Genomic DNA, 23,081 nt, shown 5'->3' with positions numbered 1-23,081 from the left:
CCCACTCCTTCCCATCCCGAACAGGACCGTGAAACGCCTTTGCGCCGATGATAGTTGACATTCGTCTGTGAAAGTAGGTCATCGTCAGGCTCTTATCCCTCAAAGCCCCTCCCCAGTCATTGGGCGAGGGGCTTTGTCTTTTACGGCCCGCGGTTTGCGTCGTCCGCCCCGATGAACGTACGACATGCTTTGCTTTCGTCGGCACCCGCCGGGAGAGCGGGGATACTCCAAGCTCCGTTGATTACTTCCCGGCATCGCGTGCCGGGATTCCACATCTTATGCGCGCCCGGCCAGGGTGCTATATTTTTGCGGACTATCTATACGGAAGGAGATCTTCATATGTCCCAAAGCCTGGAACAGATTGCTGCGGAGCTGCGCAATAGCCTGGGAGGCGGCGATATCGTGGGCGCGGGCGGCTCGAAAGAGCCCCGGTTCGAGCTTTTCCATGCGGCCAATTCAATTTGCTCGCAGAAAGTGCGAACCGTCCTGGCCCATCACAGCATTCCATATCGTTCGTGCGTGCTGAATATCTTCGAAGGCCAGACTTATTTACCTGCCAATGTCAGGCTGCGCTTGATCGGTTGCGCTGAGCTTGGCGGCGGCCTGGTGGCCGGCCACACCGGAAGCACTTCGGCAACGCAGGGTGGATGCGATCCGGCCGTGGTGCCCACCCTGATCGATTGGGAGACAGGCCGTGTGCTGGTCGATTCGAAGCGCATTTGCGTCTATCTGGATGGAGTTGCGGCGGCCGAGGCCACATTGCGGCCGCAGGCCCTGCTGGAGGCCATCGAGGCCGAGGTGGACTTTGTCGACAATATGCCCAATTACCAGATGCTGGCCGGCAAGCCGCCGGGTGAGGACCATCGCCCCGAATCGCGCCGCAAGAGCAATGGCGTGGGCTTTGCCATGAGCAAGGTCGAGCGTTGCGATCATTACCTGGAAAAGTTTGGCGACGACGCGGATCTCGTCAGGGGCTATTCCGCCAAACGCGCCAAAGAACTGCAGGCGGCCCAGCAGCTGTTTACTCCCGAAGCCATGCAGACGGCCTACGACAAGGCCGAAGCCGGATGCAGCCATCTGGAACAGATGTTGAATTCCGGCGGCGGCTGGGTGGTGGGCGACTCCATGACCATGGCCGACCTGTATTGGGGGCTGGAATTGCTGCGCATGAAGAATATGGCCGTCGAATCGTTCTGGGCCGGCGGTGCAAAGCCGGCCGTCGAGGCGTTCATCCAGAAAGTGGAATCCATCCCGGCGATCCGCTCGTCGGTGATTCAGTGGCCGGGCGCGATGTACTGAACGGCCAGTTGCTGCAGCAGGAGGCCTGTCTCGAAAATGGGCAGGCCCATGACTCCGCTGTAGCTGCCCGATATATGTTCGATGAACAGCGCGGCATGGCCCTGGATGCCGTAGGCGCCGGCCTTGCCCATGGGTTCGCCGGTGGCGCAGTAGGCGGCGATCTCGGCGTCCGACAAGGGCTTCATGCGCACCTCGGTCATCGACACTTTTTCATCAAGCTGCCCATCCCAGGCCAGAACGACCGCGGTGTGCACATTGTGGGTCGTTCCCGACAGCCGCTTCAGCATGCGCTGCGCGTCGGCGGCATCCGCCGGTTTGCCCAGGATGTCGTCGCCCAGGAATACCGTGGTGTCCGCTGCAAGTATGGGCTGTGGTGGCAGGGCCTGTTGGGCGACCCATGCAATGGCCCGCAGCGCTTTTTCCCTGGCCGTGCGGCGTACGTAGTCGGCGGGGTGTTCGCCGGCAAGCCGTGGCTCGTCCTCGCCGGGCGGGGAGGGCACGTCGAGAACGGTATGCGCAACGCCCATCTGCAGCAGGATTTCATGGCGGCGCGGGCTGGCGGAGGCCAGATATAGCGGGATCCGAAGGTTGATCATCGAGGGTCTCAGTGTCGGCAGGCCCTAGTCTACCTTGAGTATCCGCATGTCGTTGGTGCCGCCCGCCTGGTTGTCGTGTTCGCCCTTGGTGAGGATGACCGAGTCGCCCTTGGCGAGCAGGCCTTTGTCCTTGAGCCGTCTGATGGCTTCGCGGTTCACGTCCAGGACGTTGTGCTCGCTGATGTCGAAGGGCACCGTGTAGACGCCGCGGAACATGGCGGCGCGGCGCTGGGTCGCGGCGTGGCGGGTGTAGCAGTAAATGGGCACGGCCGAGCGGATGCGCGACATGATGAGCGGCGTATGGCCGCTTTCGGTGAGCGCGATGATGGCTTTTATGCCGGGGTAATGGTTGGCGGCGTACATGGCCGACAAGGCAATGGTTTCGTCGCGCCGGCTGAAGGTCTCGCCCACGCGGTGCTGCGAGCGCGTGGTGCCTGGCTCCTGCTCGGCGCCCAGGCAGATGCGGGCCATCGCCGCCACGGCTTCGACCGGGTAATGGCCCGCGGCGCTTTCGGCCGAGAGCATGACGGCATCGGTGTAGTCGATGACCGCGTTGGCCACGTCCGAGACCTCGGCGCGGGTCGGGATGGGGTTGCTGATCATGGACTCCATCATTTGCGTTGCCGTGATGACGAATTTATTGTGGGTGCGCGCGTGCAGGATGATGCGTTTCTGGATGCCGGCGAGGCGGGCGTCGCCGACTTCGACACCCAGGTCGCCGCGCGCCACCATGACGCCGTCGCTGGCCTTGATGAGGGCGTCCAGGGCCTGGTCGTCGGCGACGGCCTCGGCGCGTTCGATCTTGGCGATGATCCAAGCGTTGCTTCCGGCTGCGCGCACCAGCTTGCGCGCCTCGATGATATCGCTGCCGTAGCGGGGAAACGACACCGCCACGTAATCCAGCTCGAGCTTGGCGATGGTGTGGATGTCGGCCTTGTCCTTGTCGGTGAGGCTGGGGGCCGAAATGCCGCCGCCGCGCCGGTTGATGCCCTTGTTGTCGGACAGCGGCCCGCCCACGGCGACCGTAGTGCGCACGGTGTCGGCATCGGCTTTTTCGACGCGCAGAACCACGCGCCCATCGTCGAGCAGGAGCTCGTCGCCGGGGTGGCAGTCGGCGACCAGGCTGGGGTAGTCGATGCCCACGATGGTCTCGTCCCCCTCGTCCAGGGGATGGGTGTTGGACAGCGTAAAGGACTGACCCTCGACGAGGGTGACGGGCGAGCTGGCAAACCGCGCAATGCGTATTTTCGGACCCTGGAGATCACCCATGACGGCCACGTACCGGCCATGCCGGGCCGCGATCTCGCGTACGAGCCGGGTGCGTTCGCGATGGTCGTCGGCGCTGCCGTGCGAGAAGTTCAGGCGCGCCACGTCCATCCCCGCGAGGATGAGTTTTTCGATGACTTCGGGGCTGGAGCTGGCGGGGCCCAGCGTGGCGACGATCTTGGTGCGGCGTGCGGTCATGGCTGGTGGTCTCGTCGGCGGGCGCGTATTCACGCGCGATGGTAGGGATGGTTCGTCATGATGGCCCAGGCGCGGTACAACTGCTCGGCCAATACTACCCGCACCATGGGATGGGGCAGGGTGAGCGAGGACAGCCTGACCAGCTTGTGGCTGCCGCGCTTGAGGGCGGCGTCCAGGCCGTCCGGGCCGCCCACCAGGAAGGCCACATCCTGGCCTCCCGCGCGCCAGTCCTGCAATTGTCCGGCGAGATCCATGGTGCTCAGGTCGCGCCCGTGTTCGTCCAGGGCGACGACCAGGGCCTGGCCGGGAATCGCCGCTTCGATGCGCCGGGCTTCGGCGGCCATCATCTGGGCGGGGGTTTTGCCGCTGGTGCGCGGCTCGGGTTTGATTTCGCGCAGTTCCAGCGCGCAGTCGGGGGGCAGGCGCTTGGCGTAGTCCCGCCAGGCTTCTTCGACCCAGCCTGGCATGCGCTGCCCGACGGCGATGACGATGAGCTTCATGGCCGGCCCAGCGACGCGGTGCGCTCAGTCGCCCTCATCGTCGAAGTCGAAGGTTTCGGCGATGACGGGCTGGGTGGATTGCGGCAGCAGCTTGACGCGAACCGGCTTGTCGCCCCAGACCTCTTCCAGGTTGTAGTACTGCCGGATATTGGGCTGCATGCAGTGCACGACGATATCGCCCAGGTCGATCAGCACCCATTCGCCCGTGTCTTCGCCTTCGTGGGCGATGATGGGTATCTTGTGCTTGCGCGCGGCGTCGCTGACGCTGGATGCCAGGGCTCGGGTTTGCCGGTTGGAGGTTCCGCTGGCGATGATCACCCTGTCGAACAGACTGGTGATGTGGCTGGTGTTGAAGACCTTGATGTCTTGCGCCTTGACGTCTTCGAGGGCGTCGAGGACGAGGCGTTGCAGTTTTGTAATATCCATGTACTGAACTATACCTTGATCGGTTGGGAAGCGGCGGGTTTATACAGCCCGTGCCGCCGGATATATTGCGCGACGGCGTCGTCGAGCAGGCCGTCCACCGGCAGATCCTGCGCCAGGCGGCGCCGGATGTCCGTGGCCGAAATGGCCGTGGCTTCGAAGGGCAGGCTGATCAACGGGGTGTTTTCCCGGGCAAGTGCTTCTTGCAGCGGTGCCGGCGCCTGGGCGCTGGAGCCGGGGCGCTGGGCGACGACCAGCCGTACCCGCGCGGCGATTTCTTCCCAGCGGTGCCAGGAACAGAAATTGGCGATCTGGTCGGCGCCGGTTATCCAATAATACCGGGCGTTGCCGGGAAGCTGTTCGAGCGTGTCGATAGTGTAGGTTTTGCCGCCGCGTTCGATTTCCATCGGGTTGATGGCCAGCCGGGGTTTTTTTGCAATGGCGATTTCCAGCATGGCCAGGCGGTGCTGGGCGCTGGCCGCCAGTTCCGGCCGCTGCCAGGGATTGGCCGCCGGCAGCAATTGCAGTTCGTCCAGCGCCAGGGCCTCGCGGGCGGTCTCGGCCAGGCGCGTGTGGCCCAGGTGCACTGGATCGAAGCTGCCGCCCAGCAGGCCGATTTTCTTTATAGCCATTGCCGGGGTTTCAGGAAGGCGGACAGTTCCGCCTCGGGGGTGTCGGCTGCGGGAGCCCAGTTGTAGCGCCAGGTTGCCATGGGCGGCATGGACAACAGGATGGACTCAGTGCGCCCGCCCGACTGCAGGCCGAACAGCGTGCCGCGGTCGAACACCAGGTTGAACTCGACGTAGCGGCCCCGGCGGTAAGCCTGGAAGTCGCGCTGCCGTTCGCCGTACGGCATGGGTTCGCGCTTTTCGACGATGGGCATGTAGGCGTCCAGGAAGCTGTCGCCCACCGATTTCGTCATGGCGAAGCTTTGCTCGAAGCCGCCGTCGTTCACGTCGTCGAAGAAAATGCCGCCGATGCCGCGGGTCTCGTTGCGGTGCTTGAGATAAAAGTATTCGTCGCACCATTTTTTGTAGGCTGGGTATTTGTCCTGGCCGAAGGGCGCCAGGGCATCGTGGCAGGCCTGATGAAAATGCCGGGCGTCTTCCTCGAAGGGGTAGTAGGGGGTGAGGTCGAGGCCGCCGCCGAACCAGAATACGTCGTCGGCGCCGCCGTGCGCGGGAGCCTTGGCGACGAACAGGCGCACGTTCATGTGCGTGGTGGGAACATAGGGGTTGCGCGGATGCAGGACCATGGACACCCCCATGGCCTCCCAGGACCGTCCGGCCAGATCGGGGCGGTGCGCGCTGGCCGAGGGCGGCAGGGCCTTGCCCTGGACGTGGCTGAACAAGACGCCGGCCCGCTCGAACAGCGGACCGCCTTCGAGCAGGCGCGACAGGCCTCCGCCGCCTTCTTCGCGCTGCCAGTGGTCGGCCTCGAACGGCGTGCCGTCGGCCTGTTCCAGGGCGGCCACGATGCGGGCCTGGAGGCCCAGAAAATAGTCGCGGGCGGAAGAGATGGGCACAGCCATGTGACGAATTCCTTTCAGTTGGCGATGTCCGCCCGAAGAGTGCGGGTCAGGACGAGGTTTCCGAGTGCGAAATGGCGCGCCAGCCGATATCGCCGCGGTATTGGCGGCCGTCGAACTGGATTTCCTGCACGCACTGGTAGGCGGCGGCCTGCGCGCGCTTGACCGAATCGCCCAGCGCCGTCACGCACAGGACCCGGCCCCCCGCAGTCTTGATGACGCCGTCTTCCAGGCGAGTGCCGGCGTGAAACACGAAACAGTCGCCATTGCCTTGCGGCAGGCCGGTGATGGTATCGCCGGTGCGCGGCGTGCCGGGGTAGTTCTTGGCGGCCAGCACGACGCCCAGGGCGGTGCGCCGGTCCCAGGTGATGCTGGCCTTTTCGAGCGTGCCGTTGACGGCGTGCTCGAAGACTTCGGTCAGGTCGCTTTTGACGCGCATCATGATGGGCTGGGTTTCGGGGTCGCCCATGCGGCAGTTGTACTCCAGCACCTTGATCGGGCGGCTGGCGTCGGGGCCGTCGCCGATCATGAGTCCGGCGTACAGAAAGCCGGTATAGGGAATGCCGTCCTTGGCCATGCCCTGCAAGGTGGGGTGGATGACTTCGCGCATGATGCGGTTGTGCAAGGCCGGCGTGACGATGGGAGCAGGTGAATAGGCGCCCATGCCGCCCGTATTGGGGCCCTGGTCGTGGTCGAGCAGCCGCTTGTGGTCCTGGCTGGTGGCCAGAACCAGCACTTCGTGGCCGTCGCTCATGACCATGAAGCTGGCTTCTTCGCCCTGCAGGCATTCTTCGATGACCACGCGCGCGCCGGCCGGCCCCAGGGAGCCGTCGCCGAGCATCTTGTCGATGGCTTCGTGGGCTTCCTGGACGCTGGCGGCGACGACGACGCCCTTGCCGGCCGCCAGGCCGTCGGCCTTGACGACGATGGGCGCGCCTTGTTCGCTGATGTAGGCCTTGGCTTGTCCGGGGTCGGTGAAGGTCTGGTAGGCGGCGGTGGGAATATGGTGGCGCACCATGAAGGCCTTGGCGTAGTCTTTCGAGCTTTCCAACTGCGCCGCTTTTTGCGTGGGCCCGAAGATCTTCAGGCCGGCGGCGCGAAAGGCGTCGACGATGCCCGCGGCCAGCGGAGCCTCGGGCCCGACGACGGTGTAGGCCACGCCTTCCTTGCGGGCGAACGCAATCAGGTCGTCGGCCGCCGTCAGGTCGACATTTTCGAGCAGGTCGGTGGTGGCGGTGCCGCCATTGCCCGGGGCTACGTAGACTTTCTGGATGCGCTCCGATTGGGCCAGCCGCCAGGCCAGGGCATGTTCGCGTCCGCCGCTGCCGATAACAAGGAGTTTCATGATGGTATTGTGGTGTCCAGGGATTACTGTATAGCGAAGTGGGGAAGGCCGGGTTGATCTGGCTCAACCCGGGTGCAGCAGGAAGAAGGCGTTATTCCTGTTCGTCGAGCACGGCCGTGGTGAATACCTCCTGGACGTCGTCCAGGCTTTCCAGCACGTCGAGCATCTTCTGCATTTTTGCCGCATCGTCGCCGGCGAGCTCGGCTTCGTTCAGGGCCTTCATGGTAACGGCCTGTACCTCGGGGACCAGCCCGGCCGCCTCGAAGGCCGTCTTGACGGCGCTGTAGTCGCTTGGCGGGCAGGTGACTTCGATGACGCCTTCATCGTCGGTCTGGATATCGTCGGCGCCGGCCTCCAGCCCGACCTCCATCACCTGCTCTTCGGAAGTTCCGGGCGCGAAGATGAACTGGCCGCAGTGCTTGAACATGAAGGCCACAGAGCCTTCCTGGCCCAGGTTGCCGCCGTGCTTGGAAAAGGCGTGGCGTACTTCGGCGACGGTGCGCATGCGGTTGTCGGTCATGCAGTCGACGATGACGGCGGCGCCGCTGGGGCCGTAGCCCTCGTAGCGGATTTCTTCGTAGTTGGCGCCGTCCGCACCGCCCGCGCCGCGCGTGATGGCGCGCTGGATGTTGTCTTTGGGCATGTTGGCGGCGGTGGCTTTGTCCCAGGCCAGGCGCAGGCGCGGATTGGAATCAGGGTCGGGCCCCGCGGCCCGCGCCGCCACGGTGATCTCACGAATGATTTTTGTCCAGAGTTTGCCTCGTTTGGCATCTTGGCGCCCCTTGCGGTGCTGGATGTTCGCCCACTTACTATGTCCGGCCATAACAATGTCTTAATGTGAAGAAAGAGGCTAATTTTAACGCGTGCAGAGCCCAGGGCATGGAATTACACTTATGGATCCCGCAATTGCGTGCATAAAAAGGGAAAAAAATGGCTGAACCCATCGTCGTCGCAAAGAATTCCGCCGGTACAACCACTCTTTTGCCGGAGCTGGCCAATCGGCACGGGTGCATTACCGGCGCTACCGGCACCGGCAAGACCGTGACGCTGCAGGTCCTGGCGCAGGCGTTTTCAAGGCTGGGGGTGCCGGTCTTCATGGCCGACGTCAAAGGCGACCTGAGCGGCATTTCGCAAGCGGGCCAGCCCAGTCCCAAGCTGCAGGAAAGGCTGGCCAAGCTGGGCCTGCCCGAGCCGGCCTGGGGTGGATGCCCGGTTACGTTCTGGGACGTATTCGGGCAGCAGGGCCATCCGGTGCGCGCCACGGTGTCCGACATGGGGCCGCTGCTGCTGGCGCGGATGCTCGAGCTCAACGACACACAGGAAGGCGTGCTGGCCATGGTCTTCAAGGTGGCCGACGACGAAGGCCAGCTTATCCTGGATATCAAGGATTTGCGGGCCATGCTGCAAAACGTGGCCGATCGCGCCGCCGAGCTGCGCACGCAATACGGGAACGTGTCCTCGGCTTCCATCGGCGCCATACAGCGCAGCCTGCTGCAGCTTGAAACCCAGGGAGCCGACCAGTTTTTCGGCGAGCCCATGCTCAGCGTGCACGACCTGGTCCGCTGCAACGAAAAAGGCCAGGGCATGGTCAATATCCTGGCCGCCGACAAGCTCATGCCGGCCCCGCGCCTGTACGCGGTATTTCTGTTGTGGCTGCTGGCCGATCTGTACGAAACCCTGCCCGAAGTCGGCGATCTCGAAAAACCCAAGCTCGTGTTTTTCTTCGACGAGGCGCATTTGTTGTTTTCGGATGCGCCCAAGGCCTTGCAGGAAAAAATCGAGCAGGTCGTGCGCCTCATCCGCTCCAAGGGCGTGGGGGTGTACTTCGTCACGCAGAATCCGCTGGACATTCCCGAGACCGTGCTGGGGCAATTGGGAAATCGTGTGCAGCATGCCTTGCGGGCCTTCACTCCGCGCGACCAGAAGGCCGTGAAGACGGCGGCGCAGACCATGCGGCCCAATCCGGGCCTGGATATCGAGGCCGCCATCACCGACCTGGGGGTCGGCGAGGCCCTGGTGTCGCTGCTCGATGCAAAAGGGCGGCCGTCGCCCACCGAGAGGGCCTGGGTGCTGGCGCCGGGCAGCCGCATCGGGCCGGCCACCGAAAGCGAACGCCAGGCGCTGCGGGCGGCCTCGCTGCTGGGCGGCAAGTACGAACAGGCCGTCGATCGCGAGTCCGCCTACGAAATCCTGCTCAAGCGCGCCGAAGGCGGCGCCGCGCCGGCGGGCAAGGGTACGGCGAGGCCGGGCAGCCAGGCGCCCGCAACGGCTTCCGCGGGCGCGGCGGACGGCGGGCTGGTGGATGCGGTCAGCGATTTTCTTTTCGGTTCGACCGGGCCTCGCGGCGGCCGGCGGGAAGGCGTGGTGCAGCAGGTGGCCAAGAGCATGGTGCGGCGCACGGCAACGCAGTTGCTGCGGGGCGTGCTGGGCTCCCTGGGGCGCCGCTGAATGCGCGCTAACGCGCAAGCCGGGGCTTTCGCAACGCAACAATAATCGCCAGAACCCGGATCGGGCGCGCGGCACGGGTTCGAGGCAATTCAACATTCGCAGCAATCAGGAGCTCATTGTGACTCAGCAAGTAAAGGCCATACGCATCGACGCCAAGGGCGGGCCCGATGTCTTGAAACTTGTGACGGTGGATTTGCCGTCGCCCGGAAACGACGAGGTCACCATACGGCAGAAAGCCGTGGGCCTGAATTTCCTGGATATTTATTTTCGCAGCGGCTTGTACCCGCAGCCATTGCCGCATGGCATAGGCTGCGAGGCCTCCGGCGTGGTGGAGGCGGTGGGCGCCGACGTCCGGCACCTCAAGGTGGGGGATCGTGTGGCATACGGCGTTAGCCCGCTGGGCGCCTATGCCGAAGCCCGCAATATGCCGGCCAAGCTCGTGGTGAAACTGCCCAAGGCCATCGGTTTCGAGGAAGGGGCGGCCATCATGCTCAAGGGGCTGACCACCCAGTACCTGCTGCGCCAAACCTATCGCCTGCAAGGCGGCGAAACCATCCTGTTCCATGCCGTGGCGGGCGGCGTGGGGCTGATTGCCTGCCAATGGGCCAAGGCGCTGGGCGTCAAGGTCATCGGCACCGCCTCCAGCCCCGAAAAAGCCGCCCTCGCCAAAGCCAACGGCGCCTGGGAAGTCATCGACTATACCCGCGAGAACGTGGCCGAGCGCGTGCTGGAGCTGACCGGGGGCAACAAGGTTCCCGTCGTGTACGACAGCGTCGGCAAGGACACCTGGCTCACCTCGCTGGACTGCCTGCAGCCGCGAGGCCTGATGGTGAGCTTCGGCAATGCTTCGGGGCCGGTCGACGGCGTCAACCTGGGCATCCTGGCGACCAAAGGTTCGCTGTACGTAACCCGGCCGACCCTGGCTGATTTCGTGCCGACACAAGAGAAAATGGCGGCTGCCGCCAAGGAACTGTTCAGCATGATCACCAGCGGAAAGATCAAGGTGCACATCGGCCAGCGCTTCCCCTTGCACGAAGCCGGCAAAGCCCATGCCGCGCTGGCGGGACGCCAGACGCAAGGGGCCACGATTCTGACCGTGGGATAAAGCACAAGCGCGGCCGGCTTCGGCAGCTATTCGATTCGCATGACCCGCACGACGGCGTTGGGGCCGGTCACCCGGCTGCATTGCCCCGCCGGGTCGTTCTTGGCGGGCGACACCGGCCCATATAGCGAATTCTTGTTGTGCACTTTATCCAGCGAGGTCGTCGTCCAGCCGTTTTGCGCAATGGTGATGCGGGCGCCGTCGCTGAAGGTGAAGCTTACATTGCCTTTGCCGGGCGTGCCAAAACCTTTGAGCGCGTGGATCTGGTTTTCGTTGGAACTGGGGGTGGCGGCATAGCGCTTCTTGTCGATGCTGCTCCAAATGGTGATTTCCGAACCCAGCCTGGAGCGGGCGAGGGCGGGTATGCGGCAGTGGTACAGATCCACGAATTTGCGGCCATCGACTGGCTGGGGTCGGGAGGCGGGGCGTTCCTCGGGAGGCTTGGATGTGGTTCTGGCCATCAAGGCGTTTATGCATTGCTTGTAGTCTTCGCCGGCGTTGCCGGTGGAGCTGTTCAGTTTTTCAGTGCATTTCTGCACCTCGGCGTTGATCTGTTCCCGCGTCAGTTTTTCCGCGCGGGCGTTGGCGGCAAGCCCGAAAGCAGTCACCAGAACAGCAATGCACACGGTGGTTTTCATGGCAGTTCCCCTTTGGTTTTGCATGGCCCGTACGATGGGCCCCGAATGCATCGGAGCCGGTGTTGCGGGCCACGCAGCGAACTATCTGGCTGTGTTATGAGGGGAATTCTCTTCTTTGGCCTGAGACCTGGGTATAGGATGTTTGGATGATTCCGGAGAGAGGGAGATTTTTGTCTCGGGCCATACCAAAACAAAAAAGCCGGCTGTGATGCCGGCTCCAGATGTGTCAGCCTTCTATGCGGAACCCGCGAGAGTCGGTTTTGACGTCCGGTTTGTAATTCACGATTCGCTCGGAAGAAATATGGATTCCCAGCAATTGGGTCACTTCGGTTGAGCTGGTGGTGAAAGCATGCCACACGCCGGGATGCAATTCCACGGTGTCGCCCTTGTGCAGCACTACAGTCTGTATACCATCAGCTTCGATCCGGAACTCGGCCGAGCCCTCCAGGATGATGAGATATTCGATATAAGGATGGCAGTGAAAAGGCACGTCGTAGCCAGGCTGGCAGGTTTGCAACGCCGACCGGATCGGCGTGTTGCGCTGGGGGCCGCCGATCAGCACGCGCAAATCGCTTTGTGAGCCGTACGACACATACTCGGCATCTGCGAGCCGTCTTACATTAAACCCATTCACGTCTTTCTCCTGTTGGATTGGGTGATTTCAGGATATGGAAGTCCATATGCGATTGCCTTATTCGTTGAGCAGTTTCCACTCGCCATGTTCGACTTGCACCAGCACTCGTGCGCGTTTGTCTACGCCATAGTGGTCGGTTGCGCTCATGTTGTAGACGGCATGAGTGCCCTTTACTTCTTTGTTGCTTTCAATTGCGTTGCGCAGGGCCTGGCGGAACTCGGGCGTGCCGGGCTTGCCGGTTTTCAGGGCGACGGGAATTGCGGCCTGGATGATGAGGCCGGCATCCCAGGCATACGCGGCAAAGGCGTTGCGGCTGCCAGCGCCATAGGCTCCTTCGTAGCGCTTGATGAAGTCCATTCCCGTGGCCTTCAGGGGACTATCGGCGGGCAGTTGCTCGGCGACGACCACCGGGCCGGTCGGTGCGATGACACCCTCGGCGCTCTTGCCGGCGACTCGGATGAAGTCGAGATTGACCACGCCATGGGTGTGATAGATCTGATGGCGGTAGCCGCGTTTCACCGCTGCTATTTGGGCGATGGCAGCAGGTGATCCGGAGGCTCCCACGAAAATGGCGTCCGGCTGGGATGTAACGACCTTGAGGGCTTGTGAGTTCACCGACGTATCGTTTCTCGAGTAGCGTTCGTTGGTGGTGACTGTGATGCCCCGGGGCGCGCCGCCACTCTTGGCATAGTTGTAGTTCATGTCGCCCCAGGCGTCGGCGAACCCGATGTAGCCGAGCTTTTTCACTTTGTGGGCATGCATGTGATCCAGCAGGGCGTCGACCATGAGCGGGATCGGCTGCGGCACCGCGAAGGTATAGGGCAATTTGGCTGGATCGAGAGGAATAGGGCAGATGGTGATTATCGGAACCTTGACTTCATTGGCCACGCTGCTTTGCGCAATCGCTACCGGTACGGTGCTAGAACCAATGATGACGTCGACCTTGTCGTCGGAGATCAACTTGCGGGCGTTTCGCGCACCGACGGTCGGATCGCTGGCATCGTCCAGCATGATGTAGCGGACGGCTTCGCCCGCGACCGTCTTGGGCAGGAGGGGAACCACCTTGGCTATATGCGTGCCCAGCGAGGCGCCGGGCCCGGTGGAGCTTACCGAGATGCCGACCACGACCTCGGCGCATGCCGCTCCTGACCATGCGGCAATCAATACCGCCAATAGTGCTTTTCTCATTTTGTCTCCTTTATGCATTTCGATGGATATGCGACATGCGCCGCGGGGTATTCGAACTTTGCTTTAATCTAGAATACTAGTGTAGAATACCAAACTAGAATACTAGACTTGAAGAGGTAAAACGTCAATAGAAAGACGGAGCCACTCAAGTAAAGGAGGAGACGATGCCATTTCAGCTAGAGAACAAGGTTGCCCTGGTAACCGGGGCGGCCGGTGGGATAGGGCTTGCGGTTGCACGGCGTTTCCTGGCCGAGGGAGCCAGGGTCGTTGCGTTCGATCGCGTTCCGGGGGGGCTGGAAAACGAATTTCCTGGCGGCGACGTGGTTTGTTGCGCTGGCGATGTTCGTTCGCTTGCCGACAACCGGCGCGCCGTCGAACTGGCGGAAAGCCGCTATGGCAGGCTGGATGTGCTGGTCGCCAATGCCGGCATCTACGACAATCGCAGGCCGTTCTTGTCATTTTCGGACGTCGAGCTCGACGCCGCCTTCGACGAGCTCTTTGCCGTCAATGTCAAGGGGTACATGCTTGCCGCGCGTGCGGCGGCCGATATCCTGGCGCGCAACCGGGGTTCCATCATCTTTACCAGCTCCATCTCCGGTACTCATGCAGGCTTCGGCGGCGCGCTTTACGTTTCAGCCAAACATGCCATCAATGGCCTGACCAGGCAGTTGGCGTTGGAACTTGCGCCGCGGGTGCGGGTGAACGCCGTCGCGCCGGGCTATGCGCCCACCGGTCTGCGTGGGCTGGAAAGCCTGGGTCAGGACAAGAATCCCGTCAGCCCCGCGCCTGAAAATCTGCCTTTGCAGGCCATCGCGACCCCGGATGACTACGCTTCGGCTTATGTCTTTCTTGCTTCGGTGGCGGCTGAACGCATGGCGACGGGAAGCATCTTGGCGCTCGATGGTGGAACCGCCATTCGCGGCCCTCGTGTTTAGGCGCGAGCGTCCGGAACATCATCTTCGTTGGAGGAAAAAGAATGAGTGACCCCAATATCCCGAGTACATCGTGTGATGCCGTCTCGACGCCTCTACCGCCTCTCATCGATGCGAATGCCGCGTTGGGGGAATATCGGGCCGGAGATATTATGGCTTCCGATGGATCTTCCGTCGATCGCCGCATTTTCGTCGACGAAAGCCTTTATCGCCTGGAGCAAGAGCGGATTTTTGCAAAATGCTGGCTATATCTTGGCCATGAAAGCGCTTTGCAGACAAACGGATCGTTCATTACGACCACCATGGGCGAGGATCCGGTGATTGTCGTGCGAGACAAGACTGGCCGCTTGAGGGTATACCTCAATAGTTGCAGCCATCGCGGGGCCAAGGTGTGCCGGGTGGATGCCGGCGTGGCGACGATGTTCAAGTGCCCCTACCACGCGTGGGCTTTCAACACCGAAGGTGAGCTGGCGTCCGTGCCGCGCATGGGATCGGTCTATGGCGACAAACTCGATCGCAGCCAGCTCGGCTTGCGGGAGGCGCCTCATGTCGACAGCTTTGGCGGAATGATTTTCGCGAGCTGGGATCCGCAGGCGCCGACCTTGCGCGAATACCTTGGCGATATGACGTTCTACCTGGAGCTGATGTTGAACCGCATGGATGGCGGCACGGAACTGATTGGCGGCGTTCATCAATGGACCATCAATGTGAACTGGAAGATACCGTCGGAGAACTTCGCTGGAGATCACTACCACGTTTCTTCCACGCATGGCGCCGGCGTGGAGATGGGTTACCGGAGCCGATTGAGCAATGATGGCTACTGCATTCAAACCGGCAATGGCCATTCCATTGGCAGCGAGCGCGGGGGCGCGCAGCAGGGTACGGCCGTCAAGACCGACTACGATGCCTTCATGGCGCAGATGCGCAGCGAGCTGGTGGCCAAATACGGCGAGTCCGCCTCGGCCTTCGTGCCGATAGGCGTGGGCACGATTTTCCCCAACATGTCTTTCATGGATACTGCGCGTTTCCGCACCTTCCGCGTATGGCATCCGCGCGGAGTGGACAAGATCGAGGTGCATTCCTGGTGCCTGGTCGACAAAGCCATGCCGTCCGCGCTCAAAGCGGCCGTTCGCAAGCAGTATTCCCTTGCCTTCGGGCCCGGGGGTATTTTCGAACAGGACGATGGGGATGTCTGGCAGAGTGTCCAGGATAATTTGCGCGGCCATATCGGGCGGCAGGGGAGATTCAATTACCAGATGGGAGTGGGCCGCGAAGCGCCGACCTCGTCTCGTTATGGGCCGCCTTTCCCTGGCAGTACCAGCGATATCCTGATGACTGAAGCCAACCAGCGGGCGTTCTACCGGCACTACGCCGCGCAAATGATCGGCCCTGATCGCAAGCCCTGAACGCAGGAAGAACAATGACCGACGTATTGAATACCCAATTATGGACGGCGGTAGAAAATTTCTATCGTCGCGAAACCTTGCTCCTGCAGGATCGACGCTACCGGGAATGGCTGGAGCTCATGGATGAGCAAATCAGTTACCGGGTTCCCGTTACGACCTCTACGCTGAATGGACTGATAAGCAGCGAGGACGAGCTTGGCTACTACGACGAGAACCTGGAGCTGCTCAGGGCGCGTGTCGCCAAGCTGGAAAGCAAGCTGTCGTGGGTGGAGCAGCCTCCATCGCGATTGCGCTATTTCATTCAAGTGGTTGACATTGCCGCGCAGGATGATGGGCTGATCGTTGTTCGAAGCAATCTTCTGCTTCTGCAATATCGCTGGAACATGGAACAGCAATTCAGCGGCGGACGCACCGACTTGTTGTCGCTCAAGGATGGCGAGCACAGTTTTCGCCTGCTGAACCGGCGGGTCGTTCTTGATAGGCAGGCGCTCGGAAACCAGGGCTTGAGCGTATTTTTCTGAAACAGGATGCCCGATGATTGCCGCCGCTACCGTCCATTTCCCTTACATGACCGCCTGGCCCGAGCAGGCGGGACCCGAGCACCGCGATGCGACGCATCGAGGCTTTGAGCGCATCGGCAAGGCTTTCGCCGATGCGGATGTGGAGACACTCATTGTGTTCACCAGCGAGCACATCGTGAATCTCCAGCCGCGGATGGCGCCGGCTTTCATCATCGGGACAGGCGCCGTGCACGCCTCTTTTCCCGAGCCGCAGTTCAGGCTCGAACCTGTGGCGAGGCCTGGCGACCCGGAGCTGGCATGCGCTCTTGTAGAGTGCCTGTACGCGAATGGCCTGGATCCCGCCCATTCCAGCGAGCTCCAGCTGGATCACGGCACGACTTTGCCCTTGCAGCAATTAAAGGTCTCAGCCGATGTCCGCATCGTGCCCGTGATCATCAATACTTTGTTTCCTCCCTTGCCGACGTTGCGGCGATGCAGGGAGCTTGGGGCCGCGGTCGCTGCCGCTTTGCGGCAGAACGGCATGGGGCGGCGCGTGGGGATGCTTGCCACCGGAGGTATTTCGCACGCGGTCGGCCAGCCGGGCATGGATCGCAACGATCCGCGGTTCGATGCGGAGTTTGTCGATGCTCTCGTCGCGGGTGACCTGGGCAAGGCCTGCGCATATCCGGACAGTGCGCTCGATGCCCGCGGCAATGGTACGCACGAGATTCGCAGTTGGATTGCGGCTGCGGCGGCCATGGGCTCCAGCCGCGCCGAGGTTGTCACGGCCATTCCCTATGTGCCGGGGTGGTACACGGGCGTGTATCAGATGTTGTGGGAGTCTTTATGAAGGAAAGCGTGGTCACCCAATTTCTGATCGACATCACGCGCGGCCATTTGAAAGAGGCCTATGAAAAAAGCAGCGAAGACGTGATCGCCGCGGCGTCGTTGCCGGATGCCTTGCGCGCCGCCGTGCGCGAGCGGGATATCGGCGCTTTGTGGCTGGCAGGGGTTTCTCCCATGGCCCTGCTCTATTTCTCGCGCGCCGTGGGCTGGTCCATGGAACGCTACTACGCATGCATAACCGAAGCTGAGCTCAGGAAAGTGGATCGAGCCAGTTCCGTTCCAGAAGCTCGGCGCGGGCTTCCACAAAAGAATCGATAGAGCGTTCTACATGACTGCTTATCAGGCGCCGGGCTTTCTTAGGGTCGTGTTGCTCAAGAGCATCGACGAGCTCGGAGTGTTCCCTGGCAACGTTTTCGTCGCGCAGCGAGGTGAGGCGTGCACCGCTGGCGATCAAATACATTTTCCCCCGTACGCTCATCAGTTCTTGGCGGATCTGATGCAGGTTCGCCATTTCGGCCATCCGGATATGGAAGGTTTCGTCGATGGTGTACATGTCTTCCCGGCTGTCTCCCGCACCTTTCAGAATGGTACGCAATTCCTTGATGTCGTCGGGGGTTGCCGTTTTGCACAGGCGATCCACCACGATTTGCTCCAGGGCGACCCGGAGAAGGCGTATTTCGCTGATGGCGGCCTCGTCCAGGTCGATGAGGCGGTAGCCGCGTTTGGGAACGATTTCCACAACGCCGTCGCGATACAGGTTCAGCAAAGCCTCGCGAACGGGAGTGCGGGAAACGCCCAGCGATTCGGCGAGAGTACTTTCGGAAAAGAACTGTCCTCTGGGAATCTTGCCATCGCGAATCGCGCGGCGGATGGCTTTGTAGCCTTGCTGAGCGAGGGATTCGGAGCGGACTAGGCTATTGAGCTTTGACATTGCAGGTTTGAGTTACTAGAGAAAGTCTTGTGGTGCGCGTAGTATGTCACATTCTACGCATCCATGAGACGTTACAAGGGAAATTCATGGATCTTGGATTGAAGGATAAAGTCGCCCTGGTTACCGGAGCCTCACGAGGCCTGGGGCGAGCCGTGGCCAGCGCATTGGCGGACGAAGGCGCCAAAATGCTTGTCGTTGCGCGTCCCAGCGCGGAGCTGGATGAGATCGAGTCGATCCACCCCGGCCGGTGCAAGGTGGTGGCCGGCGACCTGAGGGATCCGGCATTGCCGCAAATGGCGGTCGAGGCCGCGCTGGAGCAGTTCGGGCGCCTGGACGTGGCTATCGTCAATACGCCCGGGCCGCCTGCGCTGCTGCCCATGCAGGCCAGCGATGCAGACTTCGCCTCTGCTTTCGAATCCACATTCTATCCTGCGGTGAGGCTGGTACGAAGCGCCAGTGCGGCCATGCAAAAGGGCGAATGGGGCCGCATTGTCATCATTTCCTCGACCAGCGTCAGGGCGCCCAAGCCGTTCCTTTGCCTGTCGGCGGCTGCGCGTAGCGCTTTATGGGCCTGGGCCAAGAGCGCCGCGCCCAAGCTTTATGAGAGCGGGATCACGATCAATGCGGTCTTCGCCGGTCCGCACGAAACCGGGCGAGCAATCGAGCTGGGGGTCAAGGATCGCGTGATTGGCCGGCCAGATGATTTTGGGCATTTTGTGGCGTCATTGTGCGGTGAGGCAACCAGCTATGTCACGGGTACGGGATTCCTGGTCGACGGCGGTGAACTGACGGGTATTTGAACATGACAAAACTGCATGCTCTGCGTGCTGGGCGCGGACCGCGGCTTCTTTTGCTGCATGGCATCGGCGCGAGCGCGACGGCCTGGGACAAACAAATGGCAAGGCTGGCTGCGGATTTCACCTGCCTCGCACCTGATTTGCCGGGTTATGGCGATTCTCCTTCTCCCGTTGGCGAGGGGCTGACGCCCATCCTGGATGCCGTGGTGGACTTGCTGGACGAAGAGCCTTCGCATGTGCTTGGCGTTTCGTTCGGAGCCCTGCTCGCGCTTGCCTTGGCCCATTATCATCCTCGGCTGGTGCGTTCGCTGGTGCTCGCGGATGCGACCCTAGGCCGGGCCTATTTGGCCGACCGCGAACGAGAGAAATGGCTGCAAGGACGGCTTGGCTTGTCGCAAAGCCTTCAAACGATAAGCATGCAAAGGGCCGCCGAGATTGCGGCCCCAGGCGCATCGACGCAAATCGTCGAGGAAATAGCACGGCATATGCGCCGCGCGCGTCCCGATGGGTATATGGCGGTTGCCAAAACCATTGCCGCTACGGACGCCAGGCCTTGGCTTGCATCGATCCAGGCACCGACGCTCGTTCTATGCGGTGAGGATGATCAGGTAACCGGAGCCGCTGTTTCGCAAACTCTGGCGGATTCATTATCGTGCGCGAGCCTGCATACCATACCGAATGCGGGGCATGCCCCGCATATCGAACAGCCCGACGAGTTTGCCCGGGTTGTGCAGGAGTTTCTTCGAGGCCGGGAGCGTCAATCTTCCTGGTGATAGCGCCGCACGCGCTCGACTTCGTTTTTCGAGCCCAGCACCACGCCGATGCGCTGGTGCAGGGCCGAGGGCTGGGTGTCGAGGATGCGTTGGTCGCCGTCGATGGAGGCGCCGCCGGCCTGTTCTACTATGAAGCTCATAGGGTTGGCTTCGTACATGAGGCGCAGCTTGCCTTTTTTGCCCGAGGCGCGCTGGTCGCGCGGGTACATGAAGATGCCGCCGCGCGTCATGATGCGATGCACGTCGGCCACCATGGAGGCGATCCAGCGCATGTTGTAGTTCTTGCCCAGAGGGCCGGTTTCACCGGCCAGGCAGTCGTCGATATAGCGCTTGACAGGCTCTTCCCAGTGCCGCATGTTGGACATATTGATGGCGAATTCGCTGGTGTCTTCGGGAATGGCCATGTTTTCGGCGGTCATGACCCAGGTGCCCATTTCGCGGTCCAGCGTAAAGCCCGCCACGCCCGAGCCCACTGTCAGAACCAGCATGCTTTGCGGCCCATAGACGGCATAGCCGGCGGCCACTTGCTGCGTGCCCGGCTGCAGGAAGTCGGCTTCTTCGACCTCGCGCGTTTTGGCGGCCTCGGGGGCGCGCAATACCGAGAAGATAGTGCCGATGGAAACGTTTACGTCGATGTTCGAAGAGCCGTCCAGGGGGTCGAACAGCAGCAGGTAGCCGCCCTTCGGGTATTCATTGGGAATGCGGTGTATGGTTTCCATTTCCTCGGAAGCCATGGCCATCAGGTTGCCGCCCCATTCGTTGGCTTCGAGCAGGATTTCGTTGGACAGCACATCCAGCTTTTTCTGAACCTCGCCCTGCACGTTCTCGGTTTCCAGGCTGCCCAGCACCCCGCCCAGGGCGCCTTTGCCGACGGCGTGTCCAATAGCTTTGCACGCGCGCGCGACGGTTTCGATGAGCAGCCGCAGTTCGGCCGTGACGGCCTGGCCGCTGCGTTGTTGTTCAACCAGGTACTGAGTAAGTGTTTTACGTTTCAAGTTGGGCTCCGGCTAGACTTTTAAGGCTTTGGTCACGATCTCGGCGACATTGCGCGAGAGCGAAGGATGTTGTTGGATGCGTTCGTAGCTTTGCCTGATGGCATCGCGGTTGGCAGGAATATAGCGCGACCAGTTGTCGTAGGCGCGTGCGAGGCGCGCCGCGATTTCGGGGTTGAGGTCGTTCAAGGCGATGACCTGGTCCGCCCAGAACTCGTAGCCCTCGGGCGAGTGCGCGTTCGACAGGTTGTTCATGCAGAACTGGAAAATAAGCGAGCGCGCGCGGTTGGGATTGCGCAAAGTGAACGCAGGGTGAGCCATGAGCGCGCGCACCGTGGCAACATGCGTTGCGGGGGCGGTGGCCTGAAGCGTGAACCAGCGGTCGACCACCAGGGGGTCATGTTGCCATTGCCCGTAGAAGTCGGCCAGGGCCTGGGCGCTGGCGGCGGCGTCGCCGTAATGAACCAGGGCTGAAAGCCCGCCCATGCGGTCCGTCATGTTGCGGGCTTCGCGGAACTGCTTGAGAGCCATGTCCTGGGCATGAGGATGCTTGCCGGCCATGAGGTAGGCGAGCCCCAGGTTCTTGAGCGCGCGGCGCCCCGACGACAGCGCATCGGGCGTGTAGGGCGCCTGGCTGTCGGGGTCGCTGGCGGAACGGTACGCGTCGAGCCATAGCGGCGCCAAGGCCTGGCCGAGGGCTTCGCGCAAATACCGGCGCGCTTCGGCCACGGCAACCGGGTCCATGGGGGCGGTTTTTTCCATGAGGATTTTTTCGCCGGGCAAGGTCAGTGCGCGGGTACGGTAGGCGGGGGTTAGCTGGGTATCTTGCAGCACCGCGCGCCAGGCGTCGATGAAATCCTGGTCGACGCCTGGCGCGGCCTTGGCCTGGATTGCCGCGATGATCTTGAGCAATTGGCGGGTGGCCAGCTCCTGGCCGGCTTCCCAGCGGGCGAAAGGGTCGGGGTCGTGCCGGGCGAGCAGATTCAGCTGGGCGCTGGTGTAGTCGTATTCGACGATGACCGGCGCCGAGAAATTGCGCAGCAGCGAGGGGACGGGCTGGCCGGGTATGCCGGGGAACGTCCAGCTTTGCCTTGCCTGGTCGAACTCCAGCACGGCCGTGTCCTGCGCCTTGCCGTCGAGCTCGAGCTGGATGGGGTTGCCTTGCTGGTCGAGCAGGCCTATGGCGAATGGAATCAGCAGGGGCGGCTTGGCGGCGGGCGGCTCGCGCAGTTTTTCGATGCCGACCGGATCGCAATGCTGCGACAGTGTGATGCGGCACGATTGCGCGGCGGCGTCGTAGTCGAGCTCGACCTTGACGCGGGGCGTTCCGGCCTGCGAATACCATTGCCGGAAGACGCCAAGGTTTTTGCCAGGATTGCGCTTGCTGTAGACCGATTCCATGGCGTTGACGAAGTCGTCGCAGGTGACGGCGCTGCCGTCGTGGCGGCGAAAGTATTCATCCATGCCCGCCCGGAAACCGTCTTCGCCCAGCAGGGTGTGCTGCATGCGTATGACCTCGGCGCCTTTTTCATACACGGTTGCAGTGTAGAAGTTGCCGATTTCCTGGTAGCTTTCGGGCCGGATGGGGTGGGCCATGGGGCCGGCGTCTTCGGGGAACTGCGCCGAGCGCAGCACGCTGACGTCGTCGATGCGCTTGACGGCGCGTGCGCTGGCGGCCTCGGCGGCGGGCAGCCCCCGCGCCTGCATGTCGGCCGAGAATTCCTGGTCGCGAAATACCGTAAGGCCTTCCTTGAGCGAAAGCTGGAACCAGTCGCGGCAGGTTACGCGGTTGCCGGTCCAGTTGTGGAAGTACTCGTGCCCGATGACGCCCTCGATGGCATGGAAGCTGGCATCGGTGGCCGAATCGGGGTCGGCCAGCACATACGAGGAATTGAAGATGTTGAGGCCCTTGTTTTCCATGGCCCCCATATTGAAGTCCCGCGCTGCCACCACCATGAAGCGATCCAGGTCCAGTTCCAGCCCGAAGCGGGTTTCATCCCATTTGACGGCGCGCGCAAGGCTGTCCAGCGCCCAGGCGGTTTTGCCTTCGGAACCCCGGTCGCTGTATACCTGAAGCAGGACATTTCGTCCGCTGGCTGTGCTGGTGGACAGTTCGCGGCAACTGAAGTCGCCGGCCACCAGGGCGAACAGGTAGCAGGGCTTGGGGTGGGGGTCTTCCCAATGCGCCTCATGCGCGCCGCCGGGCAGTTCGCGGCTTTCCAGCAGGTTGCCGTTGGACAGCAGCAAAGGGTAGCGGGACTTGTCGCCCCTGAGCGTGACGCGGTAGCGCGACATGACGTCGGGACGGTCGGGAAACCAGGTGATGCGGCGAAAGCCCTCGGCCTCGCACTGCGTGAACAAATTGCCGCCCGAAACGTACAGCCCCATCAGCGTGGAGTTGTCGGCTGGCCGGCACAGGCTGACGATGCTTAGCGTGAAGGCGGCGGCGGTGGGAAATACGGTGAGGGTTTCATCGTTGAGCTGGTATTCGCCGGCCGCCAGAGCGCGTCCGTCCAGGGCGACGGATTCCAGGACCAGGTCTTGCCCGTTCAGCACCAGGGGCTGGTTTTCGGCGGTGGCGCGCTCGAAGGAAAGCTCGGTCCGGACACGCGTCTGCTTCTCGTCCAGGTCGAAAAACAGCTCGACCTGGGGGAGGCGGTAGGGGTATGGCTGGTAGTCGTGGCGGGAAATGGTGGGTACGGCATCGGTACGCATGGCGAAAACCTGATCAGTTCGGGG

At 62.3% G+C, this 23,081-nt stretch carries 24 protein-coding genes and 1 rRNA gene; 11 read left to right on the top strand and 14 right to left on the bottom strand.

What is annotated here, in order from left to right:
* Both rrf and VNT00_RS00535 read left to right on the top strand, forming a co-directional pair.
* Positions 1 to 90: ribosomal RNA gene (rrf, locus tag VNT00_RS17905) — 5S ribosomal RNA — on the top strand; the annotation flags it as partial.
* A gap of 249 nt (positions 91 to 339) precedes the next feature.
* Entirely contained in the window at positions 340 to 1,299 is a 960-nt protein-coding gene (locus tag VNT00_RS00535) for a glutathione S-transferase family protein (RefSeq protein ID WP_325583404.1), read from the top strand.
* On the opposite strand, the gene VNT00_RS00530 is transcribed toward VNT00_RS00535, so the two are convergent.
* The 8 genes from VNT00_RS00530 to VNT00_RS00495 all read right to left on the bottom strand — a co-directional run bounded on the left by VNT00_RS00530 (position 1,275) and on the right by VNT00_RS00495 (position 7,978).
* On the bottom strand, positions 1,275 to 1,895 hold the full coding sequence (locus VNT00_RS00530; protein WP_325583403.1) for a Maf family protein: 621 nt from the start codon (positions 1,893 to 1,895) through the stop codon (positions 1,275 to 1,277). The genes VNT00_RS00535 and VNT00_RS00530 overlap by 25 nt on opposite strands.
* A 24-nt stretch (positions 1,896 to 1,919) precedes the next feature.
* Complete coding sequence (gene pyk / locus VNT00_RS00525) at positions 1,920 to 3,359, bottom strand: pyruvate kinase (protein ID WP_325583401.1); 1,440 nt, start codon at positions 3,357 to 3,359, stop codon at positions 1,920 to 1,922.
* Positions 3,360 to 3,388: 29 nt separating this feature from the next.
* The gene (gene rlmH / locus VNT00_RS00520) at positions 3,389 to 3,859 is read right to left on the bottom strand and encodes a 23S rRNA (pseudouridine(1915)-N(3))-methyltransferase RlmH (RefSeq protein WP_325583399.1); all 471 of its coding nucleotides are present in this window, start codon (positions 3,857 to 3,859) and stop codon (positions 3,389 to 3,391) included.
* Between the two features lie 24 nt (positions 3,860 to 3,883).
* Positions 3,884 to 4,285 carry a ribosome silencing factor gene (rsfS, locus tag VNT00_RS00515; RefSeq protein ID WP_325583397.1) on the bottom strand — a complete coding sequence of 134 codons (402 nt, stop codon included), beginning with the start codon at positions 4,283 to 4,285 and terminating at the stop codon, positions 3,884 to 3,886.
* A gap of 8 nt (positions 4,286 to 4,293) precedes the next feature.
* A complete protein-coding gene (nadD, locus tag VNT00_RS00510) occupies positions 4,294 to 4,914 on the bottom strand; it encodes a nicotinate (nicotinamide) nucleotide adenylyltransferase (protein WP_325583395.1) in 621 nt (206 codons plus the stop codon).
* Positions 4,905 to 5,813, bottom strand: coding sequence for an oxygen-dependent coproporphyrinogen oxidase (hemF, locus tag VNT00_RS00505; protein ID WP_325583393.1), 909 nt, complete (start codon positions 5,811 to 5,813; stop codon positions 4,905 to 4,907). Before hemF ends, nadD begins: the two co-directional genes overlap by 10 nt.
* 46 nt (positions 5,814 to 5,859) lie before the next feature.
* Positions 5,860 to 7,155: a phosphoribosylamine--glycine ligase gene (gene purD / locus VNT00_RS00500; protein WP_325583391.1), complete on the bottom strand. Its 1,296-nt coding sequence runs from the start codon at positions 7,153 to 7,155 to the stop codon at positions 5,860 to 5,862.
* A gap of 91 nt (positions 7,156 to 7,246) precedes the next feature.
* The gene (locus VNT00_RS00495) at positions 7,247 to 7,978 is read right to left on the bottom strand and encodes a YebC/PmpR family DNA-binding transcriptional regulator (RefSeq protein WP_325583389.1); all 732 of its coding nucleotides are present in this window, start codon (positions 7,976 to 7,978) and stop codon (positions 7,247 to 7,249) included.
* A 107-nt stretch (positions 7,979 to 8,085) separates the two neighbouring features.
* Here VNT00_RS00495 and VNT00_RS00490 point away from each other — a divergent pair, with 107 nt between their 5' ends.
* Both VNT00_RS00490 and VNT00_RS00485 read left to right on the top strand, forming a co-directional pair.
* Positions 8,086 to 9,603, top strand: a complete 1,518-nt coding sequence (locus VNT00_RS00490; protein WP_325583387.1) for a helicase HerA-like domain-containing protein — start codon at positions 8,086 to 8,088, stop codon at positions 9,601 to 9,603.
* Between the two features lie 118 nt (positions 9,604 to 9,721).
* Positions 9,722 to 10,708 carry a quinone oxidoreductase family protein gene (locus VNT00_RS00485; RefSeq protein ID WP_414650857.1) on the top strand — a complete coding sequence of 329 codons (987 nt, stop codon included), beginning with the start codon at positions 9,722 to 9,724 and terminating at the stop codon, positions 10,706 to 10,708.
* Between the two features lie 26 nt (positions 10,709 to 10,734).
* Here the strand turns inward: VNT00_RS00485 and VNT00_RS00480 are convergent, their stop codons facing one another.
* The 3 genes from VNT00_RS00480 to VNT00_RS00470 form a co-directional block, all read right to left on the bottom strand.
* Positions 10,735 to 11,343, bottom strand: a complete 609-nt coding sequence (locus VNT00_RS00480; protein ID WP_325583385.1) for a hypothetical protein — start codon at positions 11,341 to 11,343, stop codon at positions 10,735 to 10,737.
* Positions 11,344 to 11,569: 226 nt separating this feature from the next.
* On the bottom strand, positions 11,570 to 11,977 hold the full coding sequence (locus VNT00_RS00475) for a cupin domain-containing protein (protein WP_325583383.1): 408 nt from the start codon (positions 11,975 to 11,977) through the stop codon (positions 11,570 to 11,572).
* Positions 11,978 to 12,034: 57 nt separating this feature from the next.
* Positions 12,035 to 13,165 (bottom strand): ABC transporter substrate-binding protein, encoded by a 1,131-nt coding sequence (locus tag VNT00_RS00470; RefSeq protein ID WP_325583381.1) that lies wholly within the window; start codon positions 13,163 to 13,165, stop codon positions 12,035 to 12,037.
* A gap of 164 nt (positions 13,166 to 13,329) precedes the next feature.
* Between VNT00_RS00470 and VNT00_RS00465 the strand changes: the two genes are divergently transcribed.
* The 5 genes from VNT00_RS00465 (at position 13,330) to VNT00_RS00445 (ending at position 17,167) form a co-directional block, all read left to right on the top strand.
* Complete coding sequence (locus tag VNT00_RS00465; protein WP_325583379.1) at positions 13,330 to 14,100, top strand: SDR family NAD(P)-dependent oxidoreductase; 771 nt, start codon at positions 13,330 to 13,332, stop codon at positions 14,098 to 14,100.
* Between the two features lie 149 nt (positions 14,101 to 14,249).
* Positions 14,250 to 15,503, top strand: coding sequence for an aromatic ring-hydroxylating dioxygenase subunit alpha (locus VNT00_RS00460; RefSeq protein ID WP_325583377.1), 1,254 nt, complete (start codon positions 14,250 to 14,252; stop codon positions 15,501 to 15,503).
* 14 nt (positions 15,504 to 15,517) lie between these two features.
* Positions 15,518 to 16,024 carry an aromatic-ring-hydroxylating dioxygenase subunit beta gene (locus VNT00_RS00455; protein WP_325583375.1) on the top strand — a complete coding sequence of 169 codons (507 nt, stop codon included), beginning with the start codon at positions 15,518 to 15,520 and terminating at the stop codon, positions 16,022 to 16,024.
* Positions 16,025 to 16,037: 13 nt separating this feature from the next.
* Positions 16,038 to 16,853 carry a DODA-type extradiol aromatic ring-opening family dioxygenase gene (locus tag VNT00_RS00450; protein ID WP_325583374.1) on the top strand — a complete coding sequence of 272 codons (816 nt, stop codon included), beginning with the start codon at positions 16,038 to 16,040 and terminating at the stop codon, positions 16,851 to 16,853.
* The gene (locus VNT00_RS00445; RefSeq protein WP_325583372.1) at positions 16,850 to 17,167 is read left to right on the top strand and encodes a hypothetical protein; all 318 of its coding nucleotides are present in this window, start codon (positions 16,850 to 16,852) and stop codon (positions 17,165 to 17,167) included. The genes VNT00_RS00450 and VNT00_RS00445 overlap by 4 nt, the downstream gene beginning before the upstream one ends.
* On the opposite strand, the gene VNT00_RS00440 is transcribed toward VNT00_RS00445, so the two are convergent.
* Entirely contained in the window at positions 17,100 to 17,780 is a 681-nt protein-coding gene (locus VNT00_RS00440; RefSeq protein ID WP_325583370.1) for a GntR family transcriptional regulator, read from the bottom strand. The two genes, VNT00_RS00445 and VNT00_RS00440, sit on opposite strands and share 68 nt — an antisense overlap.
* Before the next feature lie 86 nt (positions 17,781 to 17,866).
* On the opposite strand from VNT00_RS00440, the gene VNT00_RS00435 reads away from it, so the two are divergent.
* Together VNT00_RS00435 and VNT00_RS00430 are read left to right on the top strand one after the other, a co-directional pair.
* On the top strand, positions 17,867 to 18,580 hold the full coding sequence (locus tag VNT00_RS00435) for an SDR family oxidoreductase (protein WP_325583368.1): 714 nt from the start codon (positions 17,867 to 17,869) through the stop codon (positions 18,578 to 18,580).
* A gap of 2 nt (positions 18,581 to 18,582) precedes the next feature.
* On the top strand, positions 18,583 to 19,350 hold the full coding sequence (locus VNT00_RS00430; protein ID WP_325583366.1) for an alpha/beta fold hydrolase: 768 nt from the start codon (positions 18,583 to 18,585) through the stop codon (positions 19,348 to 19,350).
* On the opposite strand, the gene VNT00_RS00425 is transcribed toward VNT00_RS00430, so the two are convergent.
* Together VNT00_RS00425 and pepN are read right to left on the bottom strand one after the other, a co-directional pair.
* Positions 19,335 to 20,345 (bottom strand): class 1 fructose-bisphosphatase, encoded by a 1,011-nt coding sequence (locus tag VNT00_RS00425; RefSeq protein WP_325583364.1) that lies wholly within the window; start codon positions 20,343 to 20,345, stop codon positions 19,335 to 19,337. The two genes, VNT00_RS00430 and VNT00_RS00425, sit on opposite strands and share 16 nt — an antisense overlap.
* Before the next feature lie 12 nt (positions 20,346 to 20,357).
* Positions 20,358 to 23,057, bottom strand: coding sequence for an aminopeptidase N (pepN, locus tag VNT00_RS00420; RefSeq protein ID WP_325583362.1), 2,700 nt, complete (start codon positions 23,055 to 23,057; stop codon positions 20,358 to 20,360).
* Positions 23,058 to 23,081 lie beyond the last annotated feature (24 nt).

Source organism: Eoetvoesiella sp., assembly GCF_035555955.1.
GTDB lineage: Bacteria > Pseudomonadota > Gammaproteobacteria > Burkholderiales > Burkholderiaceae_B > Eoetvoesia.
Note: the sequence above shows the minus strand (reverse complement) of the source record. Positions and strands in the feature narration are given on the sequence as shown.

Bases quoted from the DNA above. Each gene is read 5' to 3' on its own strand.
- VNT00_RS00535 (WP_325583404.1), top strand. From the start codon at position 340: ATGTCCCAAAGCCTGGAACAGATTGCTGCGGAGCTGCGCAATAGCCTG.
- VNT00_RS00530 (WP_325583403.1), bottom strand. From the start codon at position 1,895: ATGATCAACCTTCGGATCCCGCTATATCTGGCCTCCGCCAGCCCGCGC.
- pyk (WP_325583401.1), bottom strand. From the start codon at position 3,359: ATGACCGCACGCCGCACCAAGATCGTCGCCACGCTGGGCCCCGCCAGC.
- rlmH (WP_325583399.1), bottom strand. From the start codon at position 3,859: ATGAAGCTCATCGTCATCGCCGTCGGGCAGCGCATGCCAGGCTGGGTC.
- rsfS (WP_325583397.1), bottom strand. From the start codon at position 4,285: ATGGATATTACAAAACTGCAACGCCTCGTCCTCGACGCCCTCGAAGAC.
- nadD (WP_325583395.1), bottom strand. From the start codon at position 4,914: ATGGCTATAAAGAAAATCGGCCTGCTGGGCGGCAGCTTCGATCCAGTG.
- hemF (WP_325583393.1), bottom strand. From the start codon at position 5,813: ATGGCTGTGCCCATCTCTTCCGCCCGCGACTATTTTCTGGGCCTCCAG.
- purD (WP_325583391.1), bottom strand. From the start codon at position 7,155: ATGAAACTCCTTGTTATCGGCAGCGGCGGACGCGAACATGCCCTGGCC.
- VNT00_RS00495 (WP_325583389.1), bottom strand. From the start codon at position 7,978: ATGGCCGGACATAGTAAGTGGGCGAACATCCAGCACCGCAAGGGGCGC.
- VNT00_RS00490 (WP_325583387.1), top strand. From the start codon at position 8,086: ATGGCTGAACCCATCGTCGTCGCAAAGAATTCCGCCGGTACAACCACT.
- VNT00_RS00480 (WP_325583385.1), bottom strand. From the start codon at position 11,343: ATGAAAACCACCGTGTGCATTGCTGTTCTGGTGACTGCTTTCGGGCTT.
- VNT00_RS00470 (WP_325583381.1), bottom strand. From the start codon at position 13,165: ATGAGAAAAGCACTATTGGCGGTATTGATTGCCGCATGGTCAGGAGCG.
- VNT00_RS00465 (WP_325583379.1), top strand. From the start codon at position 13,330: ATGCCATTTCAGCTAGAGAACAAGGTTGCCCTGGTAACCGGGGCGGCC.
- VNT00_RS00460 (WP_325583377.1), top strand. From the start codon at position 14,250: ATGGCTTCCGATGGATCTTCCGTCGATCGCCGCATTTTCGTCGACGAA.
- VNT00_RS00455 (WP_325583375.1), top strand. From the start codon at position 15,518: ATGACCGACGTATTGAATACCCAATTATGGACGGCGGTAGAAAATTTC.
- VNT00_RS00450 (WP_325583374.1), top strand. From the start codon at position 16,038: ATGATTGCCGCCGCTACCGTCCATTTCCCTTACATGACCGCCTGGCCC.
- VNT00_RS00445 (WP_325583372.1), top strand. From the start codon at position 16,850: ATGAAGGAAAGCGTGGTCACCCAATTTCTGATCGACATCACGCGCGGC.
- VNT00_RS00440 (WP_325583370.1), bottom strand. From the start codon at position 17,780: ATGTCAAAGCTCAATAGCCTAGTCCGCTCCGAATCCCTCGCTCAGCAA.
- VNT00_RS00435 (WP_325583368.1), top strand. From the start codon at position 17,867: ATGGATCTTGGATTGAAGGATAAAGTCGCCCTGGTTACCGGAGCCTCA.
- VNT00_RS00430 (WP_325583366.1), top strand. From the start codon at position 18,583: ATGACAAAACTGCATGCTCTGCGTGCTGGGCGCGGACCGCGGCTTCTT.
- pepN (WP_325583362.1), bottom strand. From the start codon at position 23,057: ATGCGTACCGATGCCGTACCCACCATTTCCCGCCACGACTACCAGCCA.